21 protein-coding genes, 4 tRNA genes and 1 pseudogene are annotated in these 21,627 nt (G+C 51.2%); 9 read left to right on the forward strand and 17 right to left on the reverse strand.

Going from position 1 to position 21,627, the window contains the following annotated elements; translation table 11 throughout:
- Positions 1-11: 11 nt before the first annotated feature.
- Complete coding sequence (sohB, locus tag ACFOMG_RS08120; RefSeq protein WP_376865915.1) at positions 12-1,079, reverse strand: protease SohB; 1,068 nt, start codon at positions 1,077-1,079, stop codon at positions 12-14.
- A gap of 267 nt (positions 1,080-1,346) precedes the next feature.
- Here sohB and ACFOMG_RS08125 point away from each other — a divergent pair, with 267 nt between their 5' ends.
- Positions 1,347-1,661 carry an SCP2 sterol-binding domain-containing protein gene (locus ACFOMG_RS08125; protein ID WP_376865916.1) on the forward strand — a complete coding sequence of 105 codons (315 nt, stop codon included), beginning with the start codon at positions 1,347-1,349 and terminating at the stop codon, positions 1,659-1,661.
- 94 nt (positions 1,662-1,755) lie between these two features.
- Here the strand turns inward: ACFOMG_RS08125 and sthA are convergent, their stop codons facing one another.
- From sthA to ACFOMG_RS08140, 3 genes are all read right to left on the reverse strand, one after another.
- Positions 1,756-3,147: a Si-specific NAD(P)(+) transhydrogenase gene (sthA, locus tag ACFOMG_RS08130; protein ID WP_376865917.1), complete on the reverse strand. Its 1,392-nt coding sequence runs from the start codon at positions 3,145-3,147 to the stop codon at positions 1,756-1,758.
- Between the two features lie 90 nt (positions 3,148-3,237).
- A complete protein-coding gene (nqrM, locus tag ACFOMG_RS08135; RefSeq protein ID WP_376865918.1) occupies positions 3,238-3,471 on the reverse strand; it encodes a (Na+)-NQR maturation NqrM in 234 nt (77 codons plus the stop codon).
- Between the two features lie 5 nt (positions 3,472-3,476).
- Complete coding sequence (locus ACFOMG_RS08140; RefSeq protein ID WP_376865919.1) at positions 3,477-4,511, reverse strand: FAD:protein FMN transferase; 1,035 nt, start codon at positions 4,509-4,511, stop codon at positions 3,477-3,479.
- A 341-nt stretch (positions 4,512-4,852) separates the two neighbouring features.
- Between ACFOMG_RS08140 and ACFOMG_RS08145 the strand changes: the two genes are divergently transcribed.
- On the forward strand, positions 4,853-5,191 hold the full coding sequence (locus ACFOMG_RS08145; RefSeq protein WP_376865920.1) for an ArsR/SmtB family transcription factor: 339 nt from the start codon (positions 4,853-4,855) through the stop codon (positions 5,189-5,191).
- Positions 5,192-5,194: 3 nt separating this feature from the next.
- Here the strand turns inward: ACFOMG_RS08145 and ACFOMG_RS08150 are convergent, their stop codons facing one another.
- Positions 5,195-6,115 (reverse strand): DUF4062 domain-containing protein, encoded by a 921-nt coding sequence (locus tag ACFOMG_RS08150; RefSeq protein ID WP_376865921.1) that lies wholly within the window; start codon positions 6,113-6,115, stop codon positions 5,195-5,197.
- Positions 6,116-6,285: 170 nt separating this feature from the next.
- Here ACFOMG_RS08150 and ACFOMG_RS08155 point away from each other — a divergent pair, with 170 nt between their 5' ends.
- Genes ACFOMG_RS08155 through ACFOMG_RS08165 form a run of 3 tightly spaced genes read left to right on the forward strand, consistent with a single transcriptional unit; the run spans position 6,286 to position 8,288 of the window.
- Entirely contained in the window at positions 6,286-6,606 is a 321-nt protein-coding gene (locus ACFOMG_RS08155; protein WP_376865922.1) for a hypothetical protein, read from the forward strand.
- A complete protein-coding gene (locus ACFOMG_RS08160; protein ID WP_376865923.1) occupies positions 6,606-7,676 on the forward strand; it encodes a class I SAM-dependent methyltransferase in 1,071 nt (356 codons plus the stop codon). The genes ACFOMG_RS08155 and ACFOMG_RS08160 overlap by 1 nt, the downstream gene beginning before the upstream one ends.
- Positions 7,677-7,688: 12 nt before the next feature.
- Positions 7,689-8,288 carry a YigZ family protein gene (locus ACFOMG_RS08165; RefSeq protein WP_376865925.1) on the forward strand — a complete coding sequence of 200 codons (600 nt, stop codon included), beginning with the start codon at positions 7,689-7,691 and terminating at the stop codon, positions 8,286-8,288.
- An 89-nt stretch (positions 8,289-8,377) separates the two neighbouring features.
- On the opposite strand, the gene ACFOMG_RS08170 is transcribed toward ACFOMG_RS08165, so the two are convergent.
- The 10 genes and pseudogenes from ACFOMG_RS08170 to ACFOMG_RS08215 form a co-directional block, all read right to left on the reverse strand.
- Complete coding sequence (locus tag ACFOMG_RS08170; protein WP_376865926.1) at positions 8,378-10,210, reverse strand: SurA N-terminal domain-containing protein; 1,833 nt, start codon at positions 10,208-10,210, stop codon at positions 8,378-8,380.
- Positions 10,211-10,282: 72 nt separating this feature from the next.
- Positions 10,283-10,359, reverse strand: a tRNA-Asp gene (locus ACFOMG_RS08175).
- 6 nt (positions 10,360-10,365) lie between these two features.
- Positions 10,366-10,650: pseudogene (locus ACFOMG_RS08180) on the reverse strand (HU family DNA-binding protein); the annotation flags it as partial.
- Between the two features lie 109 nt (positions 10,651-10,759).
- Complete coding sequence (lon, locus tag ACFOMG_RS08185) at positions 10,760-13,147, reverse strand: endopeptidase La (protein ID WP_376865927.1); 2,388 nt, start codon at positions 13,145-13,147, stop codon at positions 10,760-10,762.
- A gap of 129 nt (positions 13,148-13,276) precedes the next feature.
- Positions 13,277-14,563 carry an ATP-dependent Clp protease ATP-binding subunit ClpX gene (clpX, locus tag ACFOMG_RS08190; protein ID WP_376865928.1) on the reverse strand — a complete coding sequence of 429 codons (1,287 nt, stop codon included), beginning with the start codon at positions 14,561-14,563 and terminating at the stop codon, positions 13,277-13,279.
- 82 nt (positions 14,564-14,645) lie between these two features.
- A complete protein-coding gene (gene clpP, locus ACFOMG_RS08195) occupies positions 14,646-15,272 on the reverse strand; it encodes an ATP-dependent Clp endopeptidase proteolytic subunit ClpP (RefSeq protein WP_376865929.1) in 627 nt (208 codons plus the stop codon).
- Between the two features lie 154 nt (positions 15,273-15,426).
- On the reverse strand, positions 15,427-16,752 hold the full coding sequence (gene tig / locus ACFOMG_RS08200) for a trigger factor (RefSeq protein ID WP_376865930.1): 1,326 nt from the start codon (positions 16,750-16,752) through the stop codon (positions 15,427-15,429).
- A gap of 178 nt (positions 16,753-16,930) precedes the next feature.
- Positions 16,931-17,006: transfer RNA gene (locus ACFOMG_RS08205), tRNA-His, on the reverse strand.
- A gap of 36 nt (positions 17,007-17,042) precedes the next feature.
- Positions 17,043-17,119: transfer RNA gene (locus ACFOMG_RS08210), tRNA-Arg, on the reverse strand.
- A 27-nt stretch (positions 17,120-17,146) separates the two neighbouring features.
- Positions 17,147-17,223: transfer RNA gene (locus ACFOMG_RS08215), tRNA-Pro, on the reverse strand.
- 217 nt (positions 17,224-17,440) lie between these two features.
- Between ACFOMG_RS08215 and folD the strand changes: the two genes are divergently transcribed.
- The 3 genes from folD to ACFOMG_RS08230 all read left to right on the forward strand — a co-directional run bounded on the left by folD (position 17,441) and on the right by ACFOMG_RS08230 (position 20,015).
- A complete protein-coding gene (gene folD, locus ACFOMG_RS08220) occupies positions 17,441-18,295 on the forward strand; it encodes a bifunctional methylenetetrahydrofolate dehydrogenase/methenyltetrahydrofolate cyclohydrolase FolD (protein WP_376865933.1) in 855 nt (284 codons plus the stop codon).
- Positions 18,296-18,372: 77 nt separating this feature from the next.
- The gene (locus ACFOMG_RS08225; RefSeq protein ID WP_376865934.1) at positions 18,373-19,236 is read left to right on the forward strand and encodes a PA4780 family RIO1-like protein kinase; all 864 of its coding nucleotides are present in this window, start codon (positions 18,373-18,375) and stop codon (positions 19,234-19,236) included.
- A gap of 263 nt (positions 19,237-19,499) precedes the next feature.
- Positions 19,500-20,015 carry a hypothetical protein gene (locus ACFOMG_RS08230; protein WP_376865935.1) on the forward strand — a complete coding sequence of 172 codons (516 nt, stop codon included), beginning with the start codon at positions 19,500-19,502 and terminating at the stop codon, positions 20,013-20,015.
- Here ACFOMG_RS08230 and ACFOMG_RS08235 read toward each other — a convergent pair.
- Positions 20,012-20,932 carry a sensor histidine kinase gene (locus ACFOMG_RS08235; RefSeq protein WP_376865936.1) on the reverse strand — a complete coding sequence of 307 codons (921 nt, stop codon included), beginning with the start codon at positions 20,930-20,932 and terminating at the stop codon, positions 20,012-20,014. The two genes, ACFOMG_RS08230 and ACFOMG_RS08235, sit on opposite strands and share 4 nt — an antisense overlap.
- A 60-nt stretch (positions 20,933-20,992) precedes the next feature.
- Here ACFOMG_RS08235 and ACFOMG_RS08240 point away from each other — a divergent pair, with 60 nt between their 5' ends.
- Entirely contained in the window at positions 20,993-21,409 is a 417-nt protein-coding gene (locus tag ACFOMG_RS08240) for a BLUF domain-containing protein (RefSeq protein ID WP_376865937.1), read from the forward strand.
- Between the two features lie 10 nt (positions 21,410-21,419).
- On the opposite strand, the gene ACFOMG_RS17770 is transcribed toward ACFOMG_RS08240, so the two are convergent.
- Positions 21,420-21,614, reverse strand: coding sequence for a hypothetical protein (locus tag ACFOMG_RS17770; protein ID WP_449237026.1), 195 nt, complete (start codon positions 21,612-21,614; stop codon positions 21,420-21,422).
- Positions 21,615-21,627 lie beyond the last annotated feature (13 nt).

The raw sequence follows: 21,627 nt of genomic DNA on the forward strand, positions 1-21,627 counted from the left end.
CCTTCTCCTGATCAGCCTTTACTTTGCATTCGATTCTGAGCCGCGGTTAACATCCGGGTCAGGGCCGCTTCAACCCCACCCTGCACAGCCATACCCAGTTTTTCCTGCAAGGTTTTACGATATTCATAGCGCACTGAAAACACCTCGGCATTTTCACATGCAGCCACCAGATAATCGTCGCTGGTACCGATCTGATCAATAAGACCATTCTCCAGTGCCTGCTGGCCATACCAGATATCCCCGGTTGCCACCGCTTCAACGTTCAGCGTCTTGCGGTAACGTGCCACATGCCCTTTAAACAACTCATGAGTATCTTCCAGGTCAGACTGAAATTTGTCTTTTGCTTTGGCACTGTTGTGACCAAACATGGTTACTGTGCGCTTATATTCACCCGCGGTGAACAACTCAAAATCCACATCATGCTTCTTCAACAGGCGGTTAAAGTTAGGCAACTGCGCCACAACACCAATCGAACCAATAATGGCGAACGGTGCAGCAACAATTTTATCCGCCAGACACGCCATCATATAACCACCACTGGCCGCCACCCTATCCACGCAGACGGTCAGCGGGATGCCTTTATCGCGGATACGCTGCAGCTGAGAGGCTGCCAGACCATAGCTGTGCACCATGCCGCCACCGCTTTCCAGGGTTACAACCACTTCATCGCTGGCTTGGGCCAGGGTCAATACCGCGGTGATTTCCTGACGCAGCAAGTCGACATCGGAGGCTTTAATATCACCATCAAAATCCAGTACAAATACTCGCTTAGCCGCTGCAGCCGGGCTGTCTTCTGCTTTATTTTTAGCGGCTTTTTTCGCTGTTTTTTCTTTCTCTTTGTCTTCTTTTTTCTTTTCTTTCGCCATCTGTTTCAACAGCTGCTTATCCAGCAGTGCATCTTCAAGCTGCTCTTTGTGCTCTTCCAGTTCATCATTGAGCTTTTTAATACTGAGTTCGCCTTCATTACTGCTCTTCTGGCGGGCACCGATAGAAACAATTCCACCCACCACGATCAGTATTGCGATTACAATCGTTATTGCCTTCAGCAAGAAGGCGCCGTATTCAGTCAGAAATTCCACTCAGGGTTCCTTATAAACAAATATGTAAGCGGCCAAGCATAGCGCAAACTGCGGGCCGGACAAACCGGTGGATTGCTACCCGGCAAGCCGATCAGTTATGGCGCATAAAGACAGATTCAAACAAACGTATGAAATTCGATTGACACCCGATCAATGTAACCATAGAGTGACCGACGTCCATTTAACGACACGTTCAAGAACAGGACGCTGAACCGTAACATCTCAGCTGAATACCTGTTTTACTCAAGCAATAAAAAGGAAACCGTTATGGCATCTGTTGCAGAAATCATTGAAACCATGAACAGCAAGTTCAACGCCGACGCTGCTGCTGGCCTGGACCTGATCTTCCAATTTAACATCGAAGACGGTGACACTTACCACCTGATCGTTAAAGACGGCACTTGCTCTGTCGCTGCTGGCGAAAACGACGATGCAAACGTTACCCTGATCATGAACACCGAAACGTTCGCTGGCATTGCGTCTGGCGAAACTGACGGCATGCAGGCTTTCATGTCCGGTCAACTGCGCGTTGAAGGCGACATGATGCTGGCAACCAAACTGGGCGAACTGTTCCCGGCTTAATCGCTGAGCCATTCGCACAAAAAAAACCGCTCCGGATGGAGCGGTTTTTTTGTGCTTGGAAATAACCGCCGGCGCCAGCCAGCGGCAAATAATCCTACAGCCGGTTCAGACCGTTTAATGCGGCTACCCGATACGCTTCCGCCATAGTCGGATAGTTAAAGGTGGTATTAACAAAATACTTCAGGGTATTACCCTCACCTTTCTGCTCCATAATCGCCTGGCCGATATGAACAATTTCGGCGGCCTGGTCACCAAAACAGTGAATCCCCAGAATTTCCAGCGTTTCCCGGTGGAACAGAATTTTCAGCATACCAACACCTTCTGCTGTAATCTGAGCACGGGCAATATTTTTAAAGAATGCCTGCCCAACTTCATAAGGTACCTTTTCTTCCGTCAGTTGATGTTCGGTTTTACCCACGGAGCTGATTTCCGGAATGGTATAAATACCGGTTGGCACTGAACCAACAAAACGAAAATCTTCCGGAGACGCAATTTTTGCGGCGGCCGCACGCCCCTGGTCGTAAGCAGCAGAGGCCAGCGCAGGCCAGCCGATCACATCGCCAACGGCGTAAATATTTTCTACCGCGGTACGGTACTCATTGTCCACCTCCAGCTGACCCCTGCTATTGGTTTCCAGACCGATATTTTCCAGCCCCAGCCCCTTGGTATTACCACTGCGGCCAGCCGCCCAGAGGAAGGCATCGGCTTTCACCTTTTTACCGGATGCCATCCGCATGGTGACGTAGCGATCATTAATTTCAAGAGAGTCAAACTGTTCGTTATGACGAATCAGCGCGCCTTTATCGCGCAGGTGATAACTTAACGCATCGGATATTTCGTCATCCAGGAAGTTCAGCAAGCGGTCACCTGGGTGTATCAGATCCACTTTTACACCAAGCCCAGAAAAAATAGAGGCGTATTCACAACCAATCACACCAGCACCGTAAATAATAATGGTACGCGGCGTATGCTCCAGCTGCAGCACAGTATCCGAGTCATAGACCCGTGGATGGCTGAAGTCGATGTTATCCGGCCGCCACGGGCTGGAACCGGTTGCAATCACGACCTCTTTGGCATGCAGCCGGGTATTGGTGACCGTACCATTAAAGACATCGATCGTATTGGCATCGGCAAACCGCGCCTGACCGGTATACACACTGATACGGTTGCGGCCGTAAAACTCAGTACGCAGCTTCACTTGCTTGGCGATGACCCGCTCAGCATTTTTCAGCACCTGCGGAAAAGAAAACCAGCGCGGCTCACCAATTTCTCGAAACATCGGATTGGTATTGAACGAAATAATCTGCTTCACCGCATGACGTAAAGCCTTAGACGGAATTGTCCCCCAGTGGGTACAGTTTCCTCCGACCATATTTTTATCTTCTACGACGGCAACCTTTTTGCCTTTTTTGGCGGCGTTCATCGCAGCACCTTCCCCTGCCGGGCCGGCGCCAATGATGACTACGTCGTAATGATAATCTGCCATGCGGTTACTCCATCATTCATTCAATTTTTTGTTAGACACCTGTCATTGTAGGCGCTATTCATTGTACGTGCCTAGGCGGAAGTCAAAGGATTAGCGTTTAGTCGCATCATAAAACTCAGCGTCCGCTGATGCTGTTGCTGCCTTTTTGCTTTCTTTTTCACACTTTTGCTTATCGCCACCACACACATCACAAGCGCTTTCCATACCAATGGCCGCCATCCCGCCACAAGAGCCGGATATCGGTTTACGTCCCATCAGCACCCCAACCGCCATGGCAATAACAAACAACAGCATGGCTGCAAATACGATTAATAATGTCGACATAATAGTTACCTGTGTTGATTATTGGTTTGCTGAGCCGCCTCAGGAAACCAGCGTTTAAACTGCGACGAGGTGCGTTCACTGAAGCCATCCTCCTCGCGCAATATCATATACACCGCCAGCTTTTGCTGCTCTGCCAGAAGCATACCTTTTTCCGGCCCAGCGACAGTCAGCGCAGTTGCCCAGGCATCTGCCCGGGCCGAACTGGCATCAATGACAGTAACCGACGCCAGATTATGTCGTACCGGCCGGCCGGTATGGCTGTCGATGGTATGCGAATAGCGCACGCCATCATCCTCAAAAAAGTTGCGGTAGTCACCCGACGTGGCAACAGCCCGATTTCCCGGCGCAATGATAAGCTGGGGGTCGGCCTGCATCGCCAGCTGAGGCCGCTCAATAGCGATATGCCAGGGTTTACCACCGGGTTTGCTGCCACCCAGTTTAATTTCACCCCCAATTTCAACCAGGAAATTATGGTATCCGTGAGCTTCAACCAATGACGCAATATCGTCAACCGCCCACCCCTTTGCCACCGCTGACAAATCCAGATAACGGGGTTCAGCCAGGCTCAGCTGCCCCTGCTTAAGGCTGAGTACGTCGCTGCCCGTCCGGGCCAGTTTTTGTGTAATTTGTTGCTGTTCCGGAGCCTGGCTGATATTGCCATCCGGACCAAAGCCCCACAGATTGACCAGCGGCCCAACAGTAATATCAAATGCACCACCGGACTGCCGGTAGATCTGCTGCGAAATCTGCAACACTTCATAAAGATCGGCCGATACCGTGCGGTTCAGTGGCCAGTGCTGACTCTGATTGATGCGTGATAACTCAGACTCCGGATCATAGGTCGACATGATGCGGTTGATTTCCGCCAGGCGTTCATCAACCTGCTGCTGCAACTCGGCCGAATCATCATCACTGGCAACCCAGCTGATGTGATACCAGGTGCCCATGGTCGGACCTGAAATTTTAACAACACGCTCAGACTGACCACAGCCAGCAAGAAGGAAAATTAACGCCAGAACTGGCAAAAAGGATTTCAACATGATGCCCCCAACAAGTTGGCGGCAGTATAAACCATGCACCCCAGTGGCCGATACGGCCGCAATAAAAAACACATTGCTGCGGCAAAGCAACAATCCGGCCCGGGTATTTCTGACAGACGGAACTGACTGAGTGAACAAACAAGACGGTTTGCCCATCGATTTACACTATCCTGATGGCTAACTTCTGACAAAACGTTCATTCTGGCAGCAAGAAAGCCAGGCAGGTTGCGACCCATTAATGATAAATAAATCATTTATAGCTTTTAAGACTTTGCTAAAATAAGATTGGGTTGCAAACAATTATCACGTAGAATTCACCACTCTGAGTGGAGATTAATTGAATGCAAGAAGTAATGTCCGACGAAATGTTGGAGCTGATTTCACAACGCTTCCGCCTGCTGGCTGACCCAATGCGCCTGAAAATACTGCATCAGCTGCAGCATGGAGAGCGCTCTGTCACGGAACTGGTACAGGCAACCGGCGCGTCACAGCCAAATGTGTCCAAGCATTTGTCCACCTTGCGCAGCCATGGATTAGTTAAGCGTCGCCAGGAAGGCAACATGGCGTTTTTCAGTATCGGCGCACCGTTTATTTTTGATGTCTGCAACACTGTGTGCGACAGCATGAAAAGTGAATGGGAACAGAAGCAAAACCTATTGGGTCAGATGGGTAACGCCTGAGACTCAGCTTACCCCGGTCAGCTCTGCAACCTTCCATACAGAGCGTCCGGGATTTCCCTCTGCATTCACCAATCCCAACGACTCCCAGCTTTTCAGAATCTGCTGAAACTGACCGCGACTGATACGTACATCATCCACAGCATGGGCCTTGGGATGGCGCTTGAGCAGCTGCTCAGACACACTTTTACTGATCACTGACTCCAGCTGGCTGCGCAGACGATCCTCACTCGCGCCGGTGCGTAACAAGTGCAGAACACCCTGCAGCAACTGATCGAGACGCACGGGTAAAAAGACTTCCTCACGACTGAGATTACCTGCTTCATAGACCTTGGCGGCAATCTGCAGACTGACAACCTGACGCGCTCGCGACAAGCGCTGCTTAACGGTTAACTTGGGCTTCTGCTCAATTTCTTCAGCGACCTGGGGCACTGTGGTGACCGTCGGCGCCGTCACCGGCAGCCAGCCGCCTTCCAGCTTCTGACTGGCCAGCGTTGCTTTAACATGAGTCATTAATTCATCACGCAGGTGCCACAGCTTGTACGGTGCCTGCTGAGTTACGATACGATGAAAGCCGTTCAGCCGGCGCTGCTCCTCCGTCAGATTTTTCTCTGGCAGGGTATTTTTGATAAACGCCAGTACCGGCTTGCCGAGACTCTTCGCATGGACAAACTCACGGTGCAGGTAGCTGATACCGGTAGGCGCCATCGGACCGTAATCATCACCCAATAACAAAATAAACAGATCGGACTTTTCAATCTGCTGGCGCACCAGGCTCCAATCGTAAGGGGAAGCATCTTCGAGATAAGCAAAACCGGAGTTAATCATATGATGGCGAGCCATATGGCGCTCGATTTCATAACGCTCCAACTCAAGGCCCTGTGCTGTTGAAGCCAAATAAACCAGGTGATGTTTTTGTTCTGGCATTGAGGATTACCGGTTCCTTCGTTGCAGCCTCAGGGGCTGATCTCAGTATATTACAACTATACCAGTGCCTATGTCACAAGAACAAATACTAAGCCAACAACAATTGTAAAACCGTTACAAGCAGAGGCCTCATGGGTTAAAATGTCCGGCTACTGTTTGAGCAATTCCTTATGACACGCAAGAAAAAGTCCCGCTCCCTGAGCCGGATTCACAACGTCAAAACCGGCAGCATTTCGAAATTCAAGAAAGACGCCGGCAGCGACCGACAAACCGGCAAACGGGTCAAAAAACGCACCCCTTCTGCCTATGAGAAGTTTTTGGCTGAAAATCCGGAAGCAAAAGAACAAGCACTGCAAGAACAACAGAAAGCAGCGGCTGACAACAAGCGCCAGGCAACCGCTAAGCAGGAAAAACCGGCAGAGAAAAAACCTGAACGGGAAAAAGGCCTGCTTGACCAACTGGATTCAAAAGATTTCGACGATATCTATTGATGGCTTACTGGCAAACCACCGGTCTGCAACTGGAGTGTTATCCCAGCGTACCCGAGCACGTCGCCCGGCCCTGGGATGCAGCCGATGACTACCTGGCCGAACAACTTGACCTTGACGCCCCCACTCTGCTGATCAACGACCGCTACGGCAGCCTGGCCTGCGCCTTCCACAATCACATCAGCTGGACAGACAGCGCGTGCGCAGCAGAAGCGCGACGACAAAACCTGGAACGTAATGCCCGGCCAGCGGGAAGCGTTGTGCATCAGCTGACAGCGCCGCTCCCTGAAGGCATTATCCAGGTCGTAATAAAAATACCGAAGAACTTCGAACAATTAAAAGACTGGCTCGGCCAGTGTCATGCCCTGCTGCCAGACACGACCCGTTACTATCTGGCCGGCATGGCGAAGCATATTCCGGTCAACTGGCTGCAAACACTTGAAGCCAACAGCAGCCACTATCAGCAGTTCCGCATTGTCCGTAAAGCCCGCCTGATCAGCCTGAAGCAACCGGCCTTTGACGCGCAGCCTGAGCTTGGTTACCGCTACCAGCAGCTACAACTGCAGTCATTGCCCGGGGTTTTTTCACGAAAAAAACTTGATATCGGCAGCCAGGTCTTATTACCCCACCTGAGCCAGATCCGTTCAGGCCTGGTGTGTGATCTGGGGTGCGGCAACGGCCTGCTGGGCCTCAGCATCAAACAACAAGCACCGCAAACCCGCGTCATCCTGACCGATGATTCCTACGCCGCGGTACTTTCCGCCCGCAACAACGCCAGCAGCAATCAGCTCGAGGTCGATGTACGGCACGGCGATGCCCTGGCGGCCATCAACGAACGACCCGACTGGATCGTTTGCAACCCTCCTTACCATGACGGCCACAAAGAACTGACCAACACCGCAGTTACTATGTTTCGCCAAAGCGCTCAACAACTGGCAAGCGGCGGAAAAATGATGATTGTTGCTAACCGTCATTTGCCCTACAGCGCACCACTGAAGCGCCTGTTCCGTTCCGTTAACGTGTTACACCAGGACAGCCGTTTCATTATTTACCTCTGCGCCAAACCGAATTGAGCCGCTTCGACAATGAAATACCCAACCGCTGTATCAGAACACTGTTTCGAGGAGAAACGCAGTCGCTTTATCACCGAGCTGCTGCCGGCCAACAGTGAAGCCGACATCAAAAACCGCATCAGTCAGCTAAAAACCCAGCATCCTAAAGCCAGCCATGTCTGCTCGGCATTCCGCCTGAACATTAACGATCAGGTCCAGGAAGGCTTCAGTGATGATGGCGAACCTTCCGGCACGGCTGGCATGCCGATGTTAAAAGTTATCCGCCATCATCAGCTGATCAATTGTGCGGTACTGGTAACGCGCTACTTCGGTGGCATCAAACTGGGAATGGGTGGCTTACAGCGCGCTTACGGCCAGGCGTGCTCAAATGCCATTATGGAGGCACAACATCAGCTCAACGAACTGAAAAAAACGCGCTACTTAACACTCAGTGCCGATTTCCATCAGGAAAACAGCGTTCGCCATCTGGCCAGCCAGTTCAATAACAGCACCATCCAGATTGATTATCACGCCCGCGGACTGGACATTGTCATCAGCGTCGAAGATGACGATTATGCAACCATCCGCGAGCGTTTTATACAGCAGAATTTTCAGCTTAAATCACCGGATTAAATCCCCGGCCAGAGATAACAATCCCAATAACGGCCATAAAAAAACCGCAGGCTTTCCGGCCTGCGGTTTTTTTGTTACATCAATCGGTATCAACTGCCTGAGCGATTAATCTCAACATTATTTTTTGCCCAGGACTGGTAACTCACCATATCAGCACGGCTTTGCTGTGCCCGGCCAGTTTCAACCAATTCCTCACTCAGCTGCATATCCTGCCAGGCCTTATTGTTAACCGAGGTCAGCTCAACCACGGAATAGCCACCCGGCGTGGCAACCAACTCCGAACTACCAGCATTCAATTCAAAAGCCTTTTGTTGCACCGCACGTGGCGCTTCAGATGTATCGCTGAATTTAACAGTCAGTTGTTGCCATTCAGCCTGCTGCTCACCCGAGCGAATTGCTTCGGCCAGCTGCTCCGCCTGCTGGGCGGCTTTTTTCTCGGTTAACGATGCCACTACCAGCTCTTTAACCTGTTCAAGCGGTTTAATTTCGGATGGCTGATGCTGAGTCACTGCAAACACCAGAGCACCCTCAGCCGTTTCAACCAGCTTACTGACTTCCCGATCCAGCAGAATATCGTCTTCAAACGCCATCTTGCGGACATCAGCATTAACCGCAATACCTTCGCCACCCTGGCGACTGAATAACGCACTTTGTGCCACAGGCAAAGACATCATTTCCGCCACTTCCGTGATATTTTCAGCAGAAAATGCCACGTTAGATAATTCCTGCTGCAGCGCTGCAAATTCCGCCGCGGCTTTCTGATCCTGAATATCTGCAATCAGCTTGTCTTTTATTGATTCCAGACTATCAACCTCATCCGCCTTAACCGCATCCAGGCGAATTAGGTGGTAACCGAATTCCGTTTTAACCGGTTGAGAGACTTCATCTTGCTGCAAGGCGTACAAAGCCTGCTCAAATTCTTCAACAAAAGCGCCACGGGTATTCAGCCCCAGATCGCCACCCTGGTTTTTCGTTCCGATATCGTCTGAATATTGCTTCGCTAATTCGGAAAATTCCTCACCCTGATCAAGACGCTGTCTGATGTCTGCAGCCAGAGCCGCAGCGTCGGCGTCCGAACGCTCGTCGTTCACTTCAATCAGGATATGACTGGCGGCGCGCTGTTCGTCTTCGCGGGCCGCAGCGATATAATCGTCGTAGGCCAGCTGGATATCTTCATCACTGACTTCCTGTGTTTCTGCCAGTGAACGACGTTTCAGTTCGACATACTCCACAGCAACCTGTTCTTCAGTACGGTAACGTTCTTTGGTTTCATCGTAATGAGCAACAATATCCTCATCACTCAATTCCACGTTCGCTTTCTGATCTTCCGTGGTTATTTCAGTAAAACGGAAAGTACGCTCTTCGTTATTCAAGGCTTCCTGCAACTGGACGTTAAAAGGCGTCTCCAGCGCACTTAACACAAAAGCGGCACGTGCCTGGGTGACTTTAAGATCACTTGCCAGATCCGCACGGAAAGATAAAGGTGTCCAGCCGTTCATACGCAGAATATTCTGAAACTGCTCTTTGCTGAATTTACCATCCAACTGAAATGCCGGCATCGCGACAATCTGCTCGTCGATTGCCTGAGTAGCTGCATGCAGTCCCAGCTTTTCTGCCTGAACCAGAGCCACTTTCTGGTTAATCAGCTGCTCAACTGCCGATTGACGCAAAAAGCCTTCGTTAAACAGGTCTTCGTTATATTGCTCACCAAACTGGCGCCGCAGATTATTTTTCTGCTGCTCAACCAGACGAACAATTTCAATTTCACTGATTTCCTTATCGCCTACTGAGACTTCCGGTTGTTCACCACCGCCCAGACTGACAATGCTTTCCACACCCCAAAGTGCAAAAACCAGAATAATAAAAAATACAATTACCTTTGCGATCATGCCTTGTGCATTATCGCGCATTGTCTGCAACATGTTTCCTCCAGAAATTATGATGTTGGGCGCCGCAGTACACAAAAAAAGCGCATCGGTGATGCGCTTTCAAACTGGCGGACCGGACGGGACTCGAACCCGCGACCCCCGGCGTGACAGGCCGGTATTCTAACCAACTGAACTACCGGTCCGTAATCTTAATTAACAGCGTCTTTCAGTGCTTTGCCGGCTTTAAAGCTTGGCACGTTAGCTGCTTTAATTTCAATCGGTGCACCGGTTTGAGGGTTGCGGCCGGTACGGGCTGCACGCTCTTTAACCTGGAAAGTACCAAAGCCAACCAGTGCAACCTGTTCACCTTCCTTCAGGGCACCACCGATACTGTCAATCATGGCATCCAATGCACGGCCAGCCGCCGCCTTTGGAATATCGGCAGAAGCAGCAATAGCGTCGATCAGTTCAGACTTGTTCACACTTAATCCCCTTACTCTGTGCGCAGTTGTGAATTCTTGTTATGCGACTGGGTGATCGCTAATCAAAAAATTATTAAGAGCGGTGATTTATACCAACTCGCCCTGAGAGCGTCAAGCAGCCTTAATGGGTGCTTGGCCTAGTTTTTTCATCCGCCGCAGCCGCCGGGTCGTCATTGGTCGATATTTCGCCAATAGCATCGGGCTTTTGCTCCAATGCCAGATCCAGCACTTCGTCAATCCAGTCTACCGCCATCACATTCAGGTCAGCTTTGATGTTATCCGGGATATCCCGCAGATCTTTTTCATTTTCTTTCGGAATGATAACGGTTTTGATGCCGCCACGGTGAGCCGCCAGCAACTTCTCTTTCAGTCCGCCAATTGCCAGGACTTTGCCACGCAGCGTGATTTCGCCGGTCATCGCCACCTCAGCCCGCACCGGGATGCCCGTCATTACCGATACCAGCGCCGTCGCCATGCCTATCCCGGCACTCGGACCATCCTTAGGAGTAGCGCCTTCCGGAACATGCACGTGCAGGTCGTGTTTTTCAAAGTAGTCTGCAGCCACACCCATACCAGCAGAACGGCTGCGAACCACGGTCAGCGCCGCCTGAATCGACTCCTGCATCACATCGCCCAGCGAGCCGGTTTTAACGATACGTCCTTTACCCGGCGTTGCTGCTGATTCCAGCGTCAGCAACTCACCACCAACAGACGTCCAGGCCAGACCAGTGACCTGACCAACCTCATTCTGAGCCCCCGCCAGACCGTAGCGGAACTTATGTACGCCCAGATATTCCTGCAGCAATGAATCACTGATCTCCCGGGTCGTCTGATTGGCTTCAAGGATATTTGCCTTAACAACCCGCCGGCACAACTTCGCGATTTCACGCTCCAAACCACGCACACCGGCTTCCCGGGTGTAGTGGCGGATGATATCGCGGAGCCGCTCATCGGATAATTTCAGTTCATTGTCATGTAGACCGTTTTGCTTAATCTGTTTTGGTAACAGGTAACGCTTAGCGATATTAACTTTTTCATCTTCGGTGTAACCCGGGATACGAATCACTTCCATCCGGTCCAGCAAAGGCCCTGGCATATCCATGCTATTGGAGGTACAGACAAACATCACATCCGACAGATCGTAATCCACTTCCAGATAATGATCAGCAAAGGCGTTATTTTGCTCCGGATCCAGCACTTCAAGCAGAGCCGACGCCGGATCGCCACGGTGATCCATGCCCATCTTGTCAATTTCATCAAACAGGAACAGCGGGTTCTTCACTGCCACCTTGGTCATTTTCTGCACCAGCTTACCCGGCATCGAGCCAATATAAGTGCGCCGATGCCCGCGGATTTCAGCTTCATCACGCACGCCACCCAGTGCCATGCGAACAAACTTACGGTTAGTCGCCCGCGCAATGGACTTACCCAGCGAGGTTTTACCTACACCCGGAGGACCTACCAGGCACAACACCGCACCCCGCACCTTTTTCACCCGGTTCTGAACCGCCAGATATTCCAGAATCCGCTCTTTGACTTCATCCAGACCGTAATGATCAGCATGCAGAATTTCTTCAGCTTTGGCTAAATCATGACTGACACGACTGCGTTTTTTCCATGGCAGATTGACCAGCCAATCAAGATAACCGCGCACCACAGATGCCTCTGCAGACATCGGCGACATCATGCGCAGCTTTTTCATCTCTGCGTCGGCTTTTTCACGGGCTTCTTTGCTCATACCCGACTGTTCAATTTTCTGAGTCAGCTCATCAAATTCGTTCGAGCCATCTTCGCTTTCGCCTAACTCCTTCTGAATCGCTTTCATCTGCTCGTTCAGATAATACTCACGCTGGCTTTTCTCCATCTGCTTTTTAACCCGGCCGCGAATACGCTTCTCAACCTTAAGCAAATCGATTTCAGATTCCATCAGCTCCATCAGGTGCTCAGAACGCTGCTTGGCATCAGCCATTTCCAGCACATTCTGCTTTTCATCCAGCTTCAGAGAAATATGGGCGGCAATGGTATCTGCCAGGCGACTGACGTCTTCGATACCAGAGATCGTTGACAACACCTCTCCCGGTACCTTTTTCGACAGCTGAACATATTGCTCAAAATTACTGGTCAGGGTGCGCACCAGCACCTCGTTTTCGCGCTCGGATAACGCCTCTGCGACGACCGGTTCGATATCGCCACGGAACAACGCCTCCTCGTCCCGTAAGGCCGTCAGCTGAGCCCGTGACTCGCCTTCAACCAGCACTTTTACGGTGCCATCAGGCAGTTTCAACAGCTGCAGAATAGTGGCAACGGTCCCCACACGATGCATGGTTTCAAACGATGGCTCATCATCCGACGCATCGGTCTGAGCAACCAGCATAATACGCTTATCCGATTCCATCGCCTCTTCCAGCGCAGCAATCGATTTCTCCCGGCCAACAAACAACGGGATAACCATTGCCGGGAACACAACAACATCACGCAATGGCAATAACGGTAAGGTTTCAGTGGACATAAACACCTGACTTAAATCTTTTATCGGTCTGTTAACGATAGTGGGGACAGCACCGGATGATTACAAGGTACAAAAACAAGAAAAGGGGCATAAAGCCCCTTTTCTCCGTACAAACTGCGCAGTAAACGATCAATCGTCGTCTGGCGACACCTTGCCAACATCATTGCTTTCATAAATGATCAGCGGCTCAGCATCGGAATTAATGACCGATTCCTCAACCACCACTTTAGCAACGTGCTCCTCCGAAGGAATACGATACATGCTATCGAGCAACGCCCCCTCCATAATAGAACGCAAGCCACGAGCACCGGTTTTGCGCTCCATCGCCAGTTCGGCCACGGCTTCTAATGCGGTGTCACGGAACTCCAGCTCAACACCTTCCATCTCGAACAGTTTTTCGTACTGACGGATCAGTGAGTTCTTCGGCTCTGTCAGAATACGCACCAGTGCATCACGATCCAGCTCATCCAGCGTTGCCACCATCGGCAAACGACCGATAAACTCTGGAATCAGGCCGTATTTCACCAGATCTCCGGATTCAATATCGCGCAACACATCACCGACAGAACGCTCGTCTTCCTTACCCTTAACCGTGGCCGAGAAACCAATGCTGCTTTTCTCAGAGCGATCACGAATGATCTGATCAAGGCCTGCGAAAGCGCCGCCACAAATAAACAGGATATTGGAGGTATCAACCTGCAAAAACTCCTGCTGCGGGTGCTTACGGCCACCCTGCGGCGGAACGGATGCCACAGTCCCTTCAATCAGCTTCAGCAACGCCTGCTGCACACCCTCACCCGAAACATCCCTGGTGATTGAAGGGTTGTCAGACTTACGCGAGATCTTATCGATTTCATCAATGTAGACAATGCCACGCTGAGCCTTATCGACGTCGTAATCACACTTCTGCAGCAGCTTCTGAATGATGTTTTCAACATCCTCACCAACATAACCCGCCTCAGTTAAGGTGGTTGCATCAGCAATCGTAAATGGCACATTCAGCAGACGCGCCAGGGTTTCTGCCAGCAGGGTTTTACCGCTACCGGTTGGGCCAATCAGCAGAATATTACTCTTGGAGAGCTCCACCTCAGACTTGTTACCACCAAACTGCAGCCGCTTATAATGATTGTAAACCGCAACAGCGAGCACAACCTTGGCCTTATCCTGACCAATAACGTATTCGTCCAGGGTGTTTTTGATTTCCTGTGGCGTTGGCAGGGTATCATTGGTGCTTTTGCTTTCGGCTTCCTGCACTTCTTCGCGAATAATGTCGTTACACAGGTCAACACATTCGTCACAGATGAACACCGAAGGCCCGGCAATCAGCTTACGCACTTCATGCTGACTTTTACCGCAAAAAGAGCAGTACAACAGCTTGCCGCTATCGTCACCCTTGCCTTTTGTATCGTCGGTCATTCGACTGCCTCATTCTTTATATCTTGTTTCAAAAAGATGTCTCTTTTTGCTTAATTTTTCAAGCTGGCGAAGGTGTCAATTGTTACCCGCGCTTTTCAAGAACCTTATCAATCAGGCCATATTCCATCGCCTGTTGAGCATCCATAAAGTTATCGCGCTCAGTATCGGCGGCAATCGTCTCATAAGTCTGGCCGGTATGGTCTGCCAGAATCCGGTTAAGACGTTCTTTGGTATGCTGAATATTCTGCGCCTGAATCTGAATATCGGTTGCCTGACCCTGAGCACCACCGCTTGGCTGGTGAATCATGACACGCGAATTAGGTACACTGAAACGCTTACCTTCGGCACCCGCTGCCAGTAAAAAAGCCCCCATGCTGCAAGCCTGACCAATCACCATGGTGCTGACGTCCGGCTTAATGAACTGCATGGTGTCGTAGATCGACATACCGGCAGTCACTGAGCCACCCGGAGAATTAATATAAAGATGAATGTCTTTATCCGGGTTTTCAGATTCAAGGAACAATAACTGGGCAACAACCAGGTTGGCCATATGATCTTCAACCGGACCCACCAGGAAAATCACACGCTCTTTCAGCAGGCGCGAATAAATGTCGTACGAACGCTCACCACGGGCAGACTGCTCCACCACCATTGGCACCAGGCCACTTGCCTGAATAATTTCTGACTGCTGCTTATTGGAGTCAATCATCCGACTCTGCACTCCCTGATCTGTGACGGGTTAAATCAAAATAGTCTTTAACAAAAACAGCCGCATCCAATGGATAACGGCTGTCTTGAAGTTTAGCCATTGATAGGCCAAATGTCAGTTACAACAGACAACTTATTGTGCTGCCAACAGAAATTTATTGTGCCGGCTGGTTCGCCGCACGAATAATTTCTTCGTAAGTTGCTTCTGACTGGCTGACTTTTGCACTGGCCAGTACTTTCTCAACCACTTGCTCTTCCAGAGCCATCGCTTCAACCTGCTGACGCTGCTCCGGGTTGCTGCTGTAGTACTCACGCACCTGATCCGGATCCTGATAAGTGGCAGCCACTTCTTCAATCAGCTCATTCACTTTCTCGTCAGACGGAGTCAGTTCATTGGCTTCAATTGCGGCATTCATTAACAGACCGATAACAACACGTTTTTCTGCCTGCTCTTTGAACAGTTCAGCCGGTAACTGCTTAGGATCGAACTGCTGAGCACCACCAAACTGCTGCACAGCCTGCTGACGCAGACGGTCGATTTCCTGATCCAGCAGTGCTGATGGCACATCAACTTCGTTAGCCCCAACCAGACCCTGCACCACTTGCTGCTTGGTCAGAGTGCGAATGGCACGAGCCAGTTCACGCTCCATGTTTTTGCGGATTTCGCTACGGAACTCAGCTTCATCGGCGGTTTCGACACCAAAGGCCTTGAAGAATTCTTCATTTAACTCTGGCAGTTCAGGTTTTTTAACTTCATTAACCTTCACTTTGAACTGAGCTGGCTTACCCTGCAGGTCTTCTTTCTGATAATCGGCCGGGAAAGTAACGTCCAGCGTGGTCTCTTCGCCCGCTTTGCTACCAACCAGAGCGCCTTCGAAACCCGGGATCATAGAGTTAGAACCCAGCGTCAGACCATAACCCTCTGCACTGCCACCTTCAAATGCTTCACCATCGATAAAGCCTTCGAAGTCGATATTCACCTGATCGCCATCTTCAGCCGCAGCATCGGAAGCATTCCACTGCGCCTGTTGCTTGCGCAGAGTGTCGACCATAGTTTCCAGATCAGCATCAGTGACTTCAGCCGACTGCTGTTCAACTTCAATGGCAGAGAAATCAGCCAGCTCAACCTGAGGGTAAACCTCGTAAGTGGCTTTAAATTCCAGATCTTTGCCTTCTTCATCCACAACCGGCTCAAACTTTGGCATACCCGCCAGCTTGATCTCTTTTTCCTGCACGGTCTGGAAGAAAGACTGCTGCATTTGCTGATATACCGCTTCCAGGCGAGCCTGCTTACCGTACTTTTGCTTAGCAACCTTAGGAGGCAGCGGCTTACCCTTACGGAAACCTGGTCCAGGATTGTTCTTTTGGCTTTGCGAAATGCGCTTTAATTCAGTTACTACCTGCGCGTCAACGTCCGCAGCCGGTACACCAATGGTCATTACTTGTTCCAGACCGCTGGTGGTCTCGATGGACACTTGCATAGATGCCTCTCAATCAACTATTTATAAACCGATGCCACAAACCCATGAAGCATCTCAAATTCAGAAGGTCGCGGATTATAGCGCAACGCAGCTACAGAAGAAAACAGCGATTAGTCAGGCAAGACAGGTATTTAAGCGAGAGTAATTTAAAAACGGAAAATCAAAGAAGGGGAAGAAGTGGGGTGGCCGACGGGGATCGAACCCGCGACAACAGGAATCACAATCCTGGACTCTACCAACTGAGCTACGGCCACCACATTTTTGGTCAAGCGTCTTCTTGACGTACCAAATGGCACGCCCGGCAGGGCTTGAACCTGCAACCCTCGGCTTAGAAGGCCGATGCTCTATCCAATTGAGCTACGGGCGCATGTCCATTTAAATCTTGCAATTTAAATGGTCGGGGTAGAGAGATTCGAACTCCCGACATCCTGGTCCCAAACCAGGCGCGCTACCAGACTGCGCTATACCCCGATCTACTTCTCTCAGGGCGTTCACCCCTTGAGTGGCTGCGCATAGTATAGATCCACCCCTGAGGCGTCAACACTTTTTTCAAAAAAATTAATAAAAACAATCGCTTCCTTATGATTAGCGGCTTTTATGCCGCATTCGCAAGCGGGCATCTTTGCTTTACCGGCCGCTCATGAGAAAATCGCCGCCTTCCAAAATACGTCACAGGATATCGCTATTTATGTCCGCTCAGTTAATTGATGGTAAAGCGGCAGCTGCTGCTGTTCGTGAAACCGTTAAAGCCCGCGTAGACCAACGGTTACAACAAGGTCTGCGTGCACCCGGGCTGGCCGTCATACTGGTTGGTAATGACCCGGCCTCAGAAGTTTATGTTTCCCACAAGCGCAAAGACTGCGAACAGGTCGGCATTATATCCAAAGCTTATGACCTGCCAGACAGCACCTCTCAGCAACAACTGCTCGACCTGATTGATGAACTGAACACCGATAATGAAGTTGATGGCATCCTGGTTCAGCTGCCACTGCCCCAGGGGCTGGATGCATCGGAAATTCTGGAACGTATTTCACCTGAAAAAGACGTCGATGGCTTTCACCCGTTTAACGTTGGCCGCCTGGCTCAGCGGATGCCACTGCTACGCCCCTGCACTCCGGCCGGCATTGTCGATCTGCTCGACAGCACTGGCGAACCGGTTCGTGGCCAGCACGCTGTCATCGTTGGCGCCTCGAACATCGTTGGCCGGCCAATGGGACTGGAACTGCTGATCAAGGGTTGCACCGTAACCACCTGTCACCGCTTTACCAAAGACCTGCAGCATCACGTCAGCCAGGCTGACATTGTTGTGGTTGCCGTTGGTAAACCCGGCATCGTCAAAGGTGAATGGATCAAACCCGGCGCCGTAGTCATCGATGTTGGCATTAACCGGCTGGAAGATGGCCGTCTGATTGGTGATGTAGATTTCGGACCCGCGGCTGAGCGCGCCAGCTTTATCACTCCGGTTCCGGGTGGCGTTGGCCCGATGACCCGCGCCAAGTTATTGGAAAACACCTTAATCAGCTGTGAAACCTTAAGAAAGTAACTCCTGCAAGGCCCTGCGGGGCCTTACCTAACTGCCCTCCCCTTCCTTATAGCGGACAATTCCGCTATAACGCCTGCATGAAAACACCGAAACAACTCCAGCCGCTGATTGCTGACGGCATTATCGACGACGTTCTCAGCCAACTGATGAGTGGCAAAGAAGCCACGGTCTACAGTGTTCGTGTTGGCGATCAAATCCGCTGCGCCAAGGTCTACAAAGACGCCGTCAAACGCAGTTTTAAAAAAGCGGCGCAATATCAGGAAGGCCGCAAGGTCCGCAATTCACGTCGTGCCCGGGCGATGGAGAAAGGCTCCCGGTATGGCCGCGCCCAGCAGGAAGACGTGTGGCAAAACGCCGAAATCGATGCCCTCTACAAGCTGCAGGCGGCCGGCGTGCGGGTACCTGAGCCGTATGGCTGTTTCGATGGCGTACTGCTGATGGAGCTGATTTGTGACGACGAAGGGGACGTTGCACCGCGCCTCAATGATGTGATGATGGATGCCGAACAGGCCCGTGAAGATCACGTTATTGTCATGCACTACATCGCCCGTATGTTGTGCAGTGGTATTGTCCACGGCGATTTATCGGAGTTTAACGTGCTGGTGGACGATTATGGTCCGGTGATCATTGATCTGCCCCAGGCTGTTGATGCTGCCGCCAATAACAACGCCAAAGCCATGCTCGATCGCGATGTGCGTAACATGAGCCTGTATTACGGCCAGTTTGCGCCGGAGCTTAAACACAGCCGTTATGCCGATGAAATGTGGGAGCTGTTTGAAGCGGGGAAATTAACCCTGGACAGCGAATTAACCGGTCGCTTTGAAGATCCCGCCACCGCCGCGGATGTCGATTCCGTGCTGGAAGAAATCAAAGCCGCCTTCGCTGAAGAACAGCAGCGTTTACAGCGCCTCAGCGAAGCCGAAAGCGATGAAGCAATCTGAGCCATAGAATGCGCAGCCTGTAAAATCAGCGGCATGAAATACGCCGACCAAAAAGGTTGGCCATTGCATAATGTCATAACAAGCCCTAGAAGGGACTTTCTGAATCCCCCCTCCTTTTTGACATCCAGCGATCTTGAAGACCTAGGCAAATTCACTCTCAGCCAAATAGATAACGGTATAACGAAAAAACCATGTCATCGATTTGAAACATAACCAGATTCAGGCACAATATAACTGATTTTAATTCTCATTCCGGAGTATCTATGTTCCAGCGCATGTTACGTCAGACCTTCACAGGCCTGGCGGTATTACTCACCAGCTCGGTCTTACAGGCACAAAGCAGCCCACTGGCCAGTTACCAGCAACAAGCCGAAGCGTTATTGAGCAAATTGCAACAACAGAATAGTGAAACCATTGAGCAGGACGCAGCCGCTCTGGTTGCGGCCAGCCTGCCGATACTGAGCCAGTTCCGCAGCCGCTACCCGGAGTGTGGTGATTATCTGGACGCCCTGCAGCAAGCCAGCTCTGCCCTGCCAGACATGCCACTGGAACGCATTGAAACGGGTTACCACGCGGATGCCGAATTACCACCACTGACCAACGCGGCCTGTTACCACGCCAAGGACCTGCTGGTACACCCGGCCACGGTACAGGCCATCGCCAAAGGCGGTTTCAGTGAAGCACAACACTGGCAGGCCGCCCGTGCAGAACTCGAAGAGGTGATTGAACACTTTGGTCAGGTGGAAGCCGCCATGACCAGCCAGCAGGCCAGTCATTAAGGGCACAACGGCAAACTCAGCTCGAACCGGGTGCCAACACCGGGTTCGCTGCTGACCTGAATATCGCCCTGATGTTTTTTAACGATGCCATACACCGTGGATAGCCCCGGCCCGGTACCTTTACCCACTTCCTTGGTAGTAAAAAACGGATCAAATATCCGCGTCACCACATCCGCCGGCATACCGCTGCCATGATCGCTGAAACTGAGTAATAACCGTTGCCCCGCGGTACTTGAAGCAATTTCCAGCTGGCCACCATCGGCCATCACGTGAATGGCATTCTGAATCAGATTCAGAAACACCTGCCCCAACATACCCGCACTGCCGCTGACTTGTGCTCCGGCATCCACATGATTCACCACCTCGATACCAGCGTTGAGCTGATGTTTAACCAGCTTAAGAGTGGCCGTGAGTATCTGACAGACATTCACCGGCGCCATCTCAATATCATCCTTACGGGCAAATGCACGCAGATTTTTAACGATATCACACACCCGTTCCAGCCCTTCCCGGGAATCCGCCACCAGAGCAAACACATCATCCAGAATAAAATCCAGATCCGCTTCCTGCTGTTGCATTAACAACTGTTGCTGCAGTTGCTCGCGCTCCTGGGTACTGCCACTCTGTAATACCGCCATAAACTGCTGATACAGGGTTTCGCCACAAAAACACAAACAGGCCGGCAAAGCTGAACGATAACGCTGGCGCAGCAACGCCAGCGCCTCCAGTAACTGAGGCTGATGCAGATCAGCCGCCACAAACATCACTACCCGAAGCCCGCGTTGCCGTTTTAACTGCCGCGCAAAGTCAGCGCCATAGCCTGTATTCGCCACACCCAGCGCCGACACAGCAGCCAGCGCCGGGGTTTCCAGCCTCTTATCATATACCAGCAATACCGGCGCTTGTTTCGCTGTCATATCAAGGCTCCCAAACCTTCTACACTAAACAGACTAGCGATAAGGAGTACGTCTGTGCCAATGATCCGATTAATCTATTTTTCCTGCGCTGCGGATGAGTTAACCATGGCCGACATTCAGCAGATCCTGACAGCCGCCCGGCGCAACAACCCGTCACAGGGCATCGGTGGCATGTTGTGTTTTGAACGTCGATATTTTTTACAGGTACTGGAAGGGGAACGTGCAGCGGTCAACGCCCTGTATCTCGACATTGCCGATGATAGCCGTCATCAGGATATCCAGATTCTTAGCTATGAGGAGGTACAACAACCGGCATTTCAGCAATGGAGCATGGGCTTTGCGCCCAGTAATGACGACTTCTACCGCCTGCTCAGTGAACTCGGTCAGAACCAGTTTAATCCGCAAGCGATGACAGCCGATCAGGCTCTGCACTTTACCTTACAACTGGCACAGCAGACTCAGATACAACCGCATTGATTCTGCCCGGTTAACTGAGGGCGGAATAATCAATCACAACGTCATCGGGGTTATCAGGATTGTAGCGTAAAGCAATCGGGCTTCCCGGCGGGCTGTGATACTTAAAATTCGGATCGACATAATCAATCTGACGTTCACGCCCCAGATACTGAACAATGACATTAACAAACCGCCGTTCGTTTCTGGCCAGGTTAGAATCCCACATAGACACAACCACA

It is taken from the genome of Bacterioplanoides pacificum, from assembly GCF_042648445.1.
In the GTDB taxonomy this organism is placed as follows: Bacteria; Pseudomonadota; Gammaproteobacteria; order Pseudomonadales; family Oceanobacteraceae; genus Bacterioplanoides; species Bacterioplanoides pacificum.

Excerpts from the sequence above, each read along its gene's own strand:
- tig (WP_376865930.1), bottom strand. The coding sequence starts at position 16,752 with ATGCAAGTGTCCATCGAGACCACCAGCGGTCTGGAACAAGTAATGACC.
- ACFOMG_RS08155 (WP_376865922.1), top strand. The coding sequence starts at position 6,286 with ATGACACGCAAGAAAAAGTCCCGCTCCCTGAGCCGGATTCACAACGTC.
- ACFOMG_RS08230 (WP_376865935.1), top strand. The coding sequence starts at position 19,500 with ATGTTCCAGCGCATGTTACGTCAGACCTTCACAGGCCTGGCGGTATTA.
- nqrM (WP_376865918.1), bottom strand. The coding sequence starts at position 3,471 with ATGTCGACATTATTAATCGTATTTGCAGCCATGCTGTTGTTTGTTATT.
- ACFOMG_RS08235 (WP_376865936.1), bottom strand. The coding sequence starts at position 20,932 with ATGACAGCGAAACAAGCGCCGGTATTGCTGGTATATGATAAGAGGCTG.
- ACFOMG_RS08140 (WP_376865919.1), bottom strand. The coding sequence starts at position 4,511 with ATGTTGAAATCCTTTTTGCCAGTTCTGGCGTTAATTTTCCTTCTTGCT.
- lon (WP_376865927.1), bottom strand. The coding sequence starts at position 13,147 with ATGTCCACTGAAACCTTACCGTTATTGCCATTGCGTGATGTTGTTGTG.
- ACFOMG_RS08150 (WP_376865921.1), bottom strand. The coding sequence starts at position 6,115 with ATGCCAGAACAAAAACATCACCTGGTTTATTTGGCTTCAACAGCACAG.
- sthA (WP_376865917.1), bottom strand. The coding sequence starts at position 3,147 with ATGGCAGATTATCATTACGACGTAGTCATCATTGGCGCCGGCCCGGCA.
- clpP (WP_376865929.1), bottom strand. The coding sequence starts at position 15,272 with ATGATTGACTCCAATAAGCAGCAGTCAGAAATTATTCAGGCAAGTGGC.
- folD (WP_376865933.1), top strand. The coding sequence starts at position 17,441 with ATGTCCGCTCAGTTAATTGATGGTAAAGCGGCAGCTGCTGCTGTTCGT.
- ACFOMG_RS08165 (WP_376865925.1), top strand. The coding sequence starts at position 7,689 with ATGAAATACCCAACCGCTGTATCAGAACACTGTTTCGAGGAGAAACGC.
- ACFOMG_RS08160 (WP_376865923.1), top strand. The coding sequence starts at position 6,606 with ATGGCTTACTGGCAAACCACCGGTCTGCAACTGGAGTGTTATCCCAGC.
- clpX (WP_376865928.1), bottom strand. The coding sequence starts at position 14,563 with ATGACCGACGATACAAAAGGCAAGGGTGACGATAGCGGCAAGCTGTTG.
- ACFOMG_RS08170 (WP_376865926.1), bottom strand. The coding sequence starts at position 10,210 with ATGTTGCAGACAATGCGCGATAATGCACAAGGCATGATCGCAAAGGTA.
- ACFOMG_RS17770 (WP_449237026.1), bottom strand. The coding sequence starts at position 21,614 with ATGTGGGATTCTAACCTGGCCAGAAACGAACGGCGGTTTGTTAATGTC.
- ACFOMG_RS08225 (WP_376865934.1), top strand. The coding sequence starts at position 18,373 with ATGAAAACACCGAAACAACTCCAGCCGCTGATTGCTGACGGCATTATC.
- ACFOMG_RS08145 (WP_376865920.1), top strand. The coding sequence starts at position 4,853 with ATGCAAGAAGTAATGTCCGACGAAATGTTGGAGCTGATTTCACAACGC.
- ACFOMG_RS08125 (WP_376865916.1), top strand. The coding sequence starts at position 1,347 with ATGGCATCTGTTGCAGAAATCATTGAAACCATGAACAGCAAGTTCAAC.
- ACFOMG_RS08240 (WP_376865937.1), top strand. The coding sequence starts at position 20,993 with ATGATCCGATTAATCTATTTTTCCTGCGCTGCGGATGAGTTAACCATG.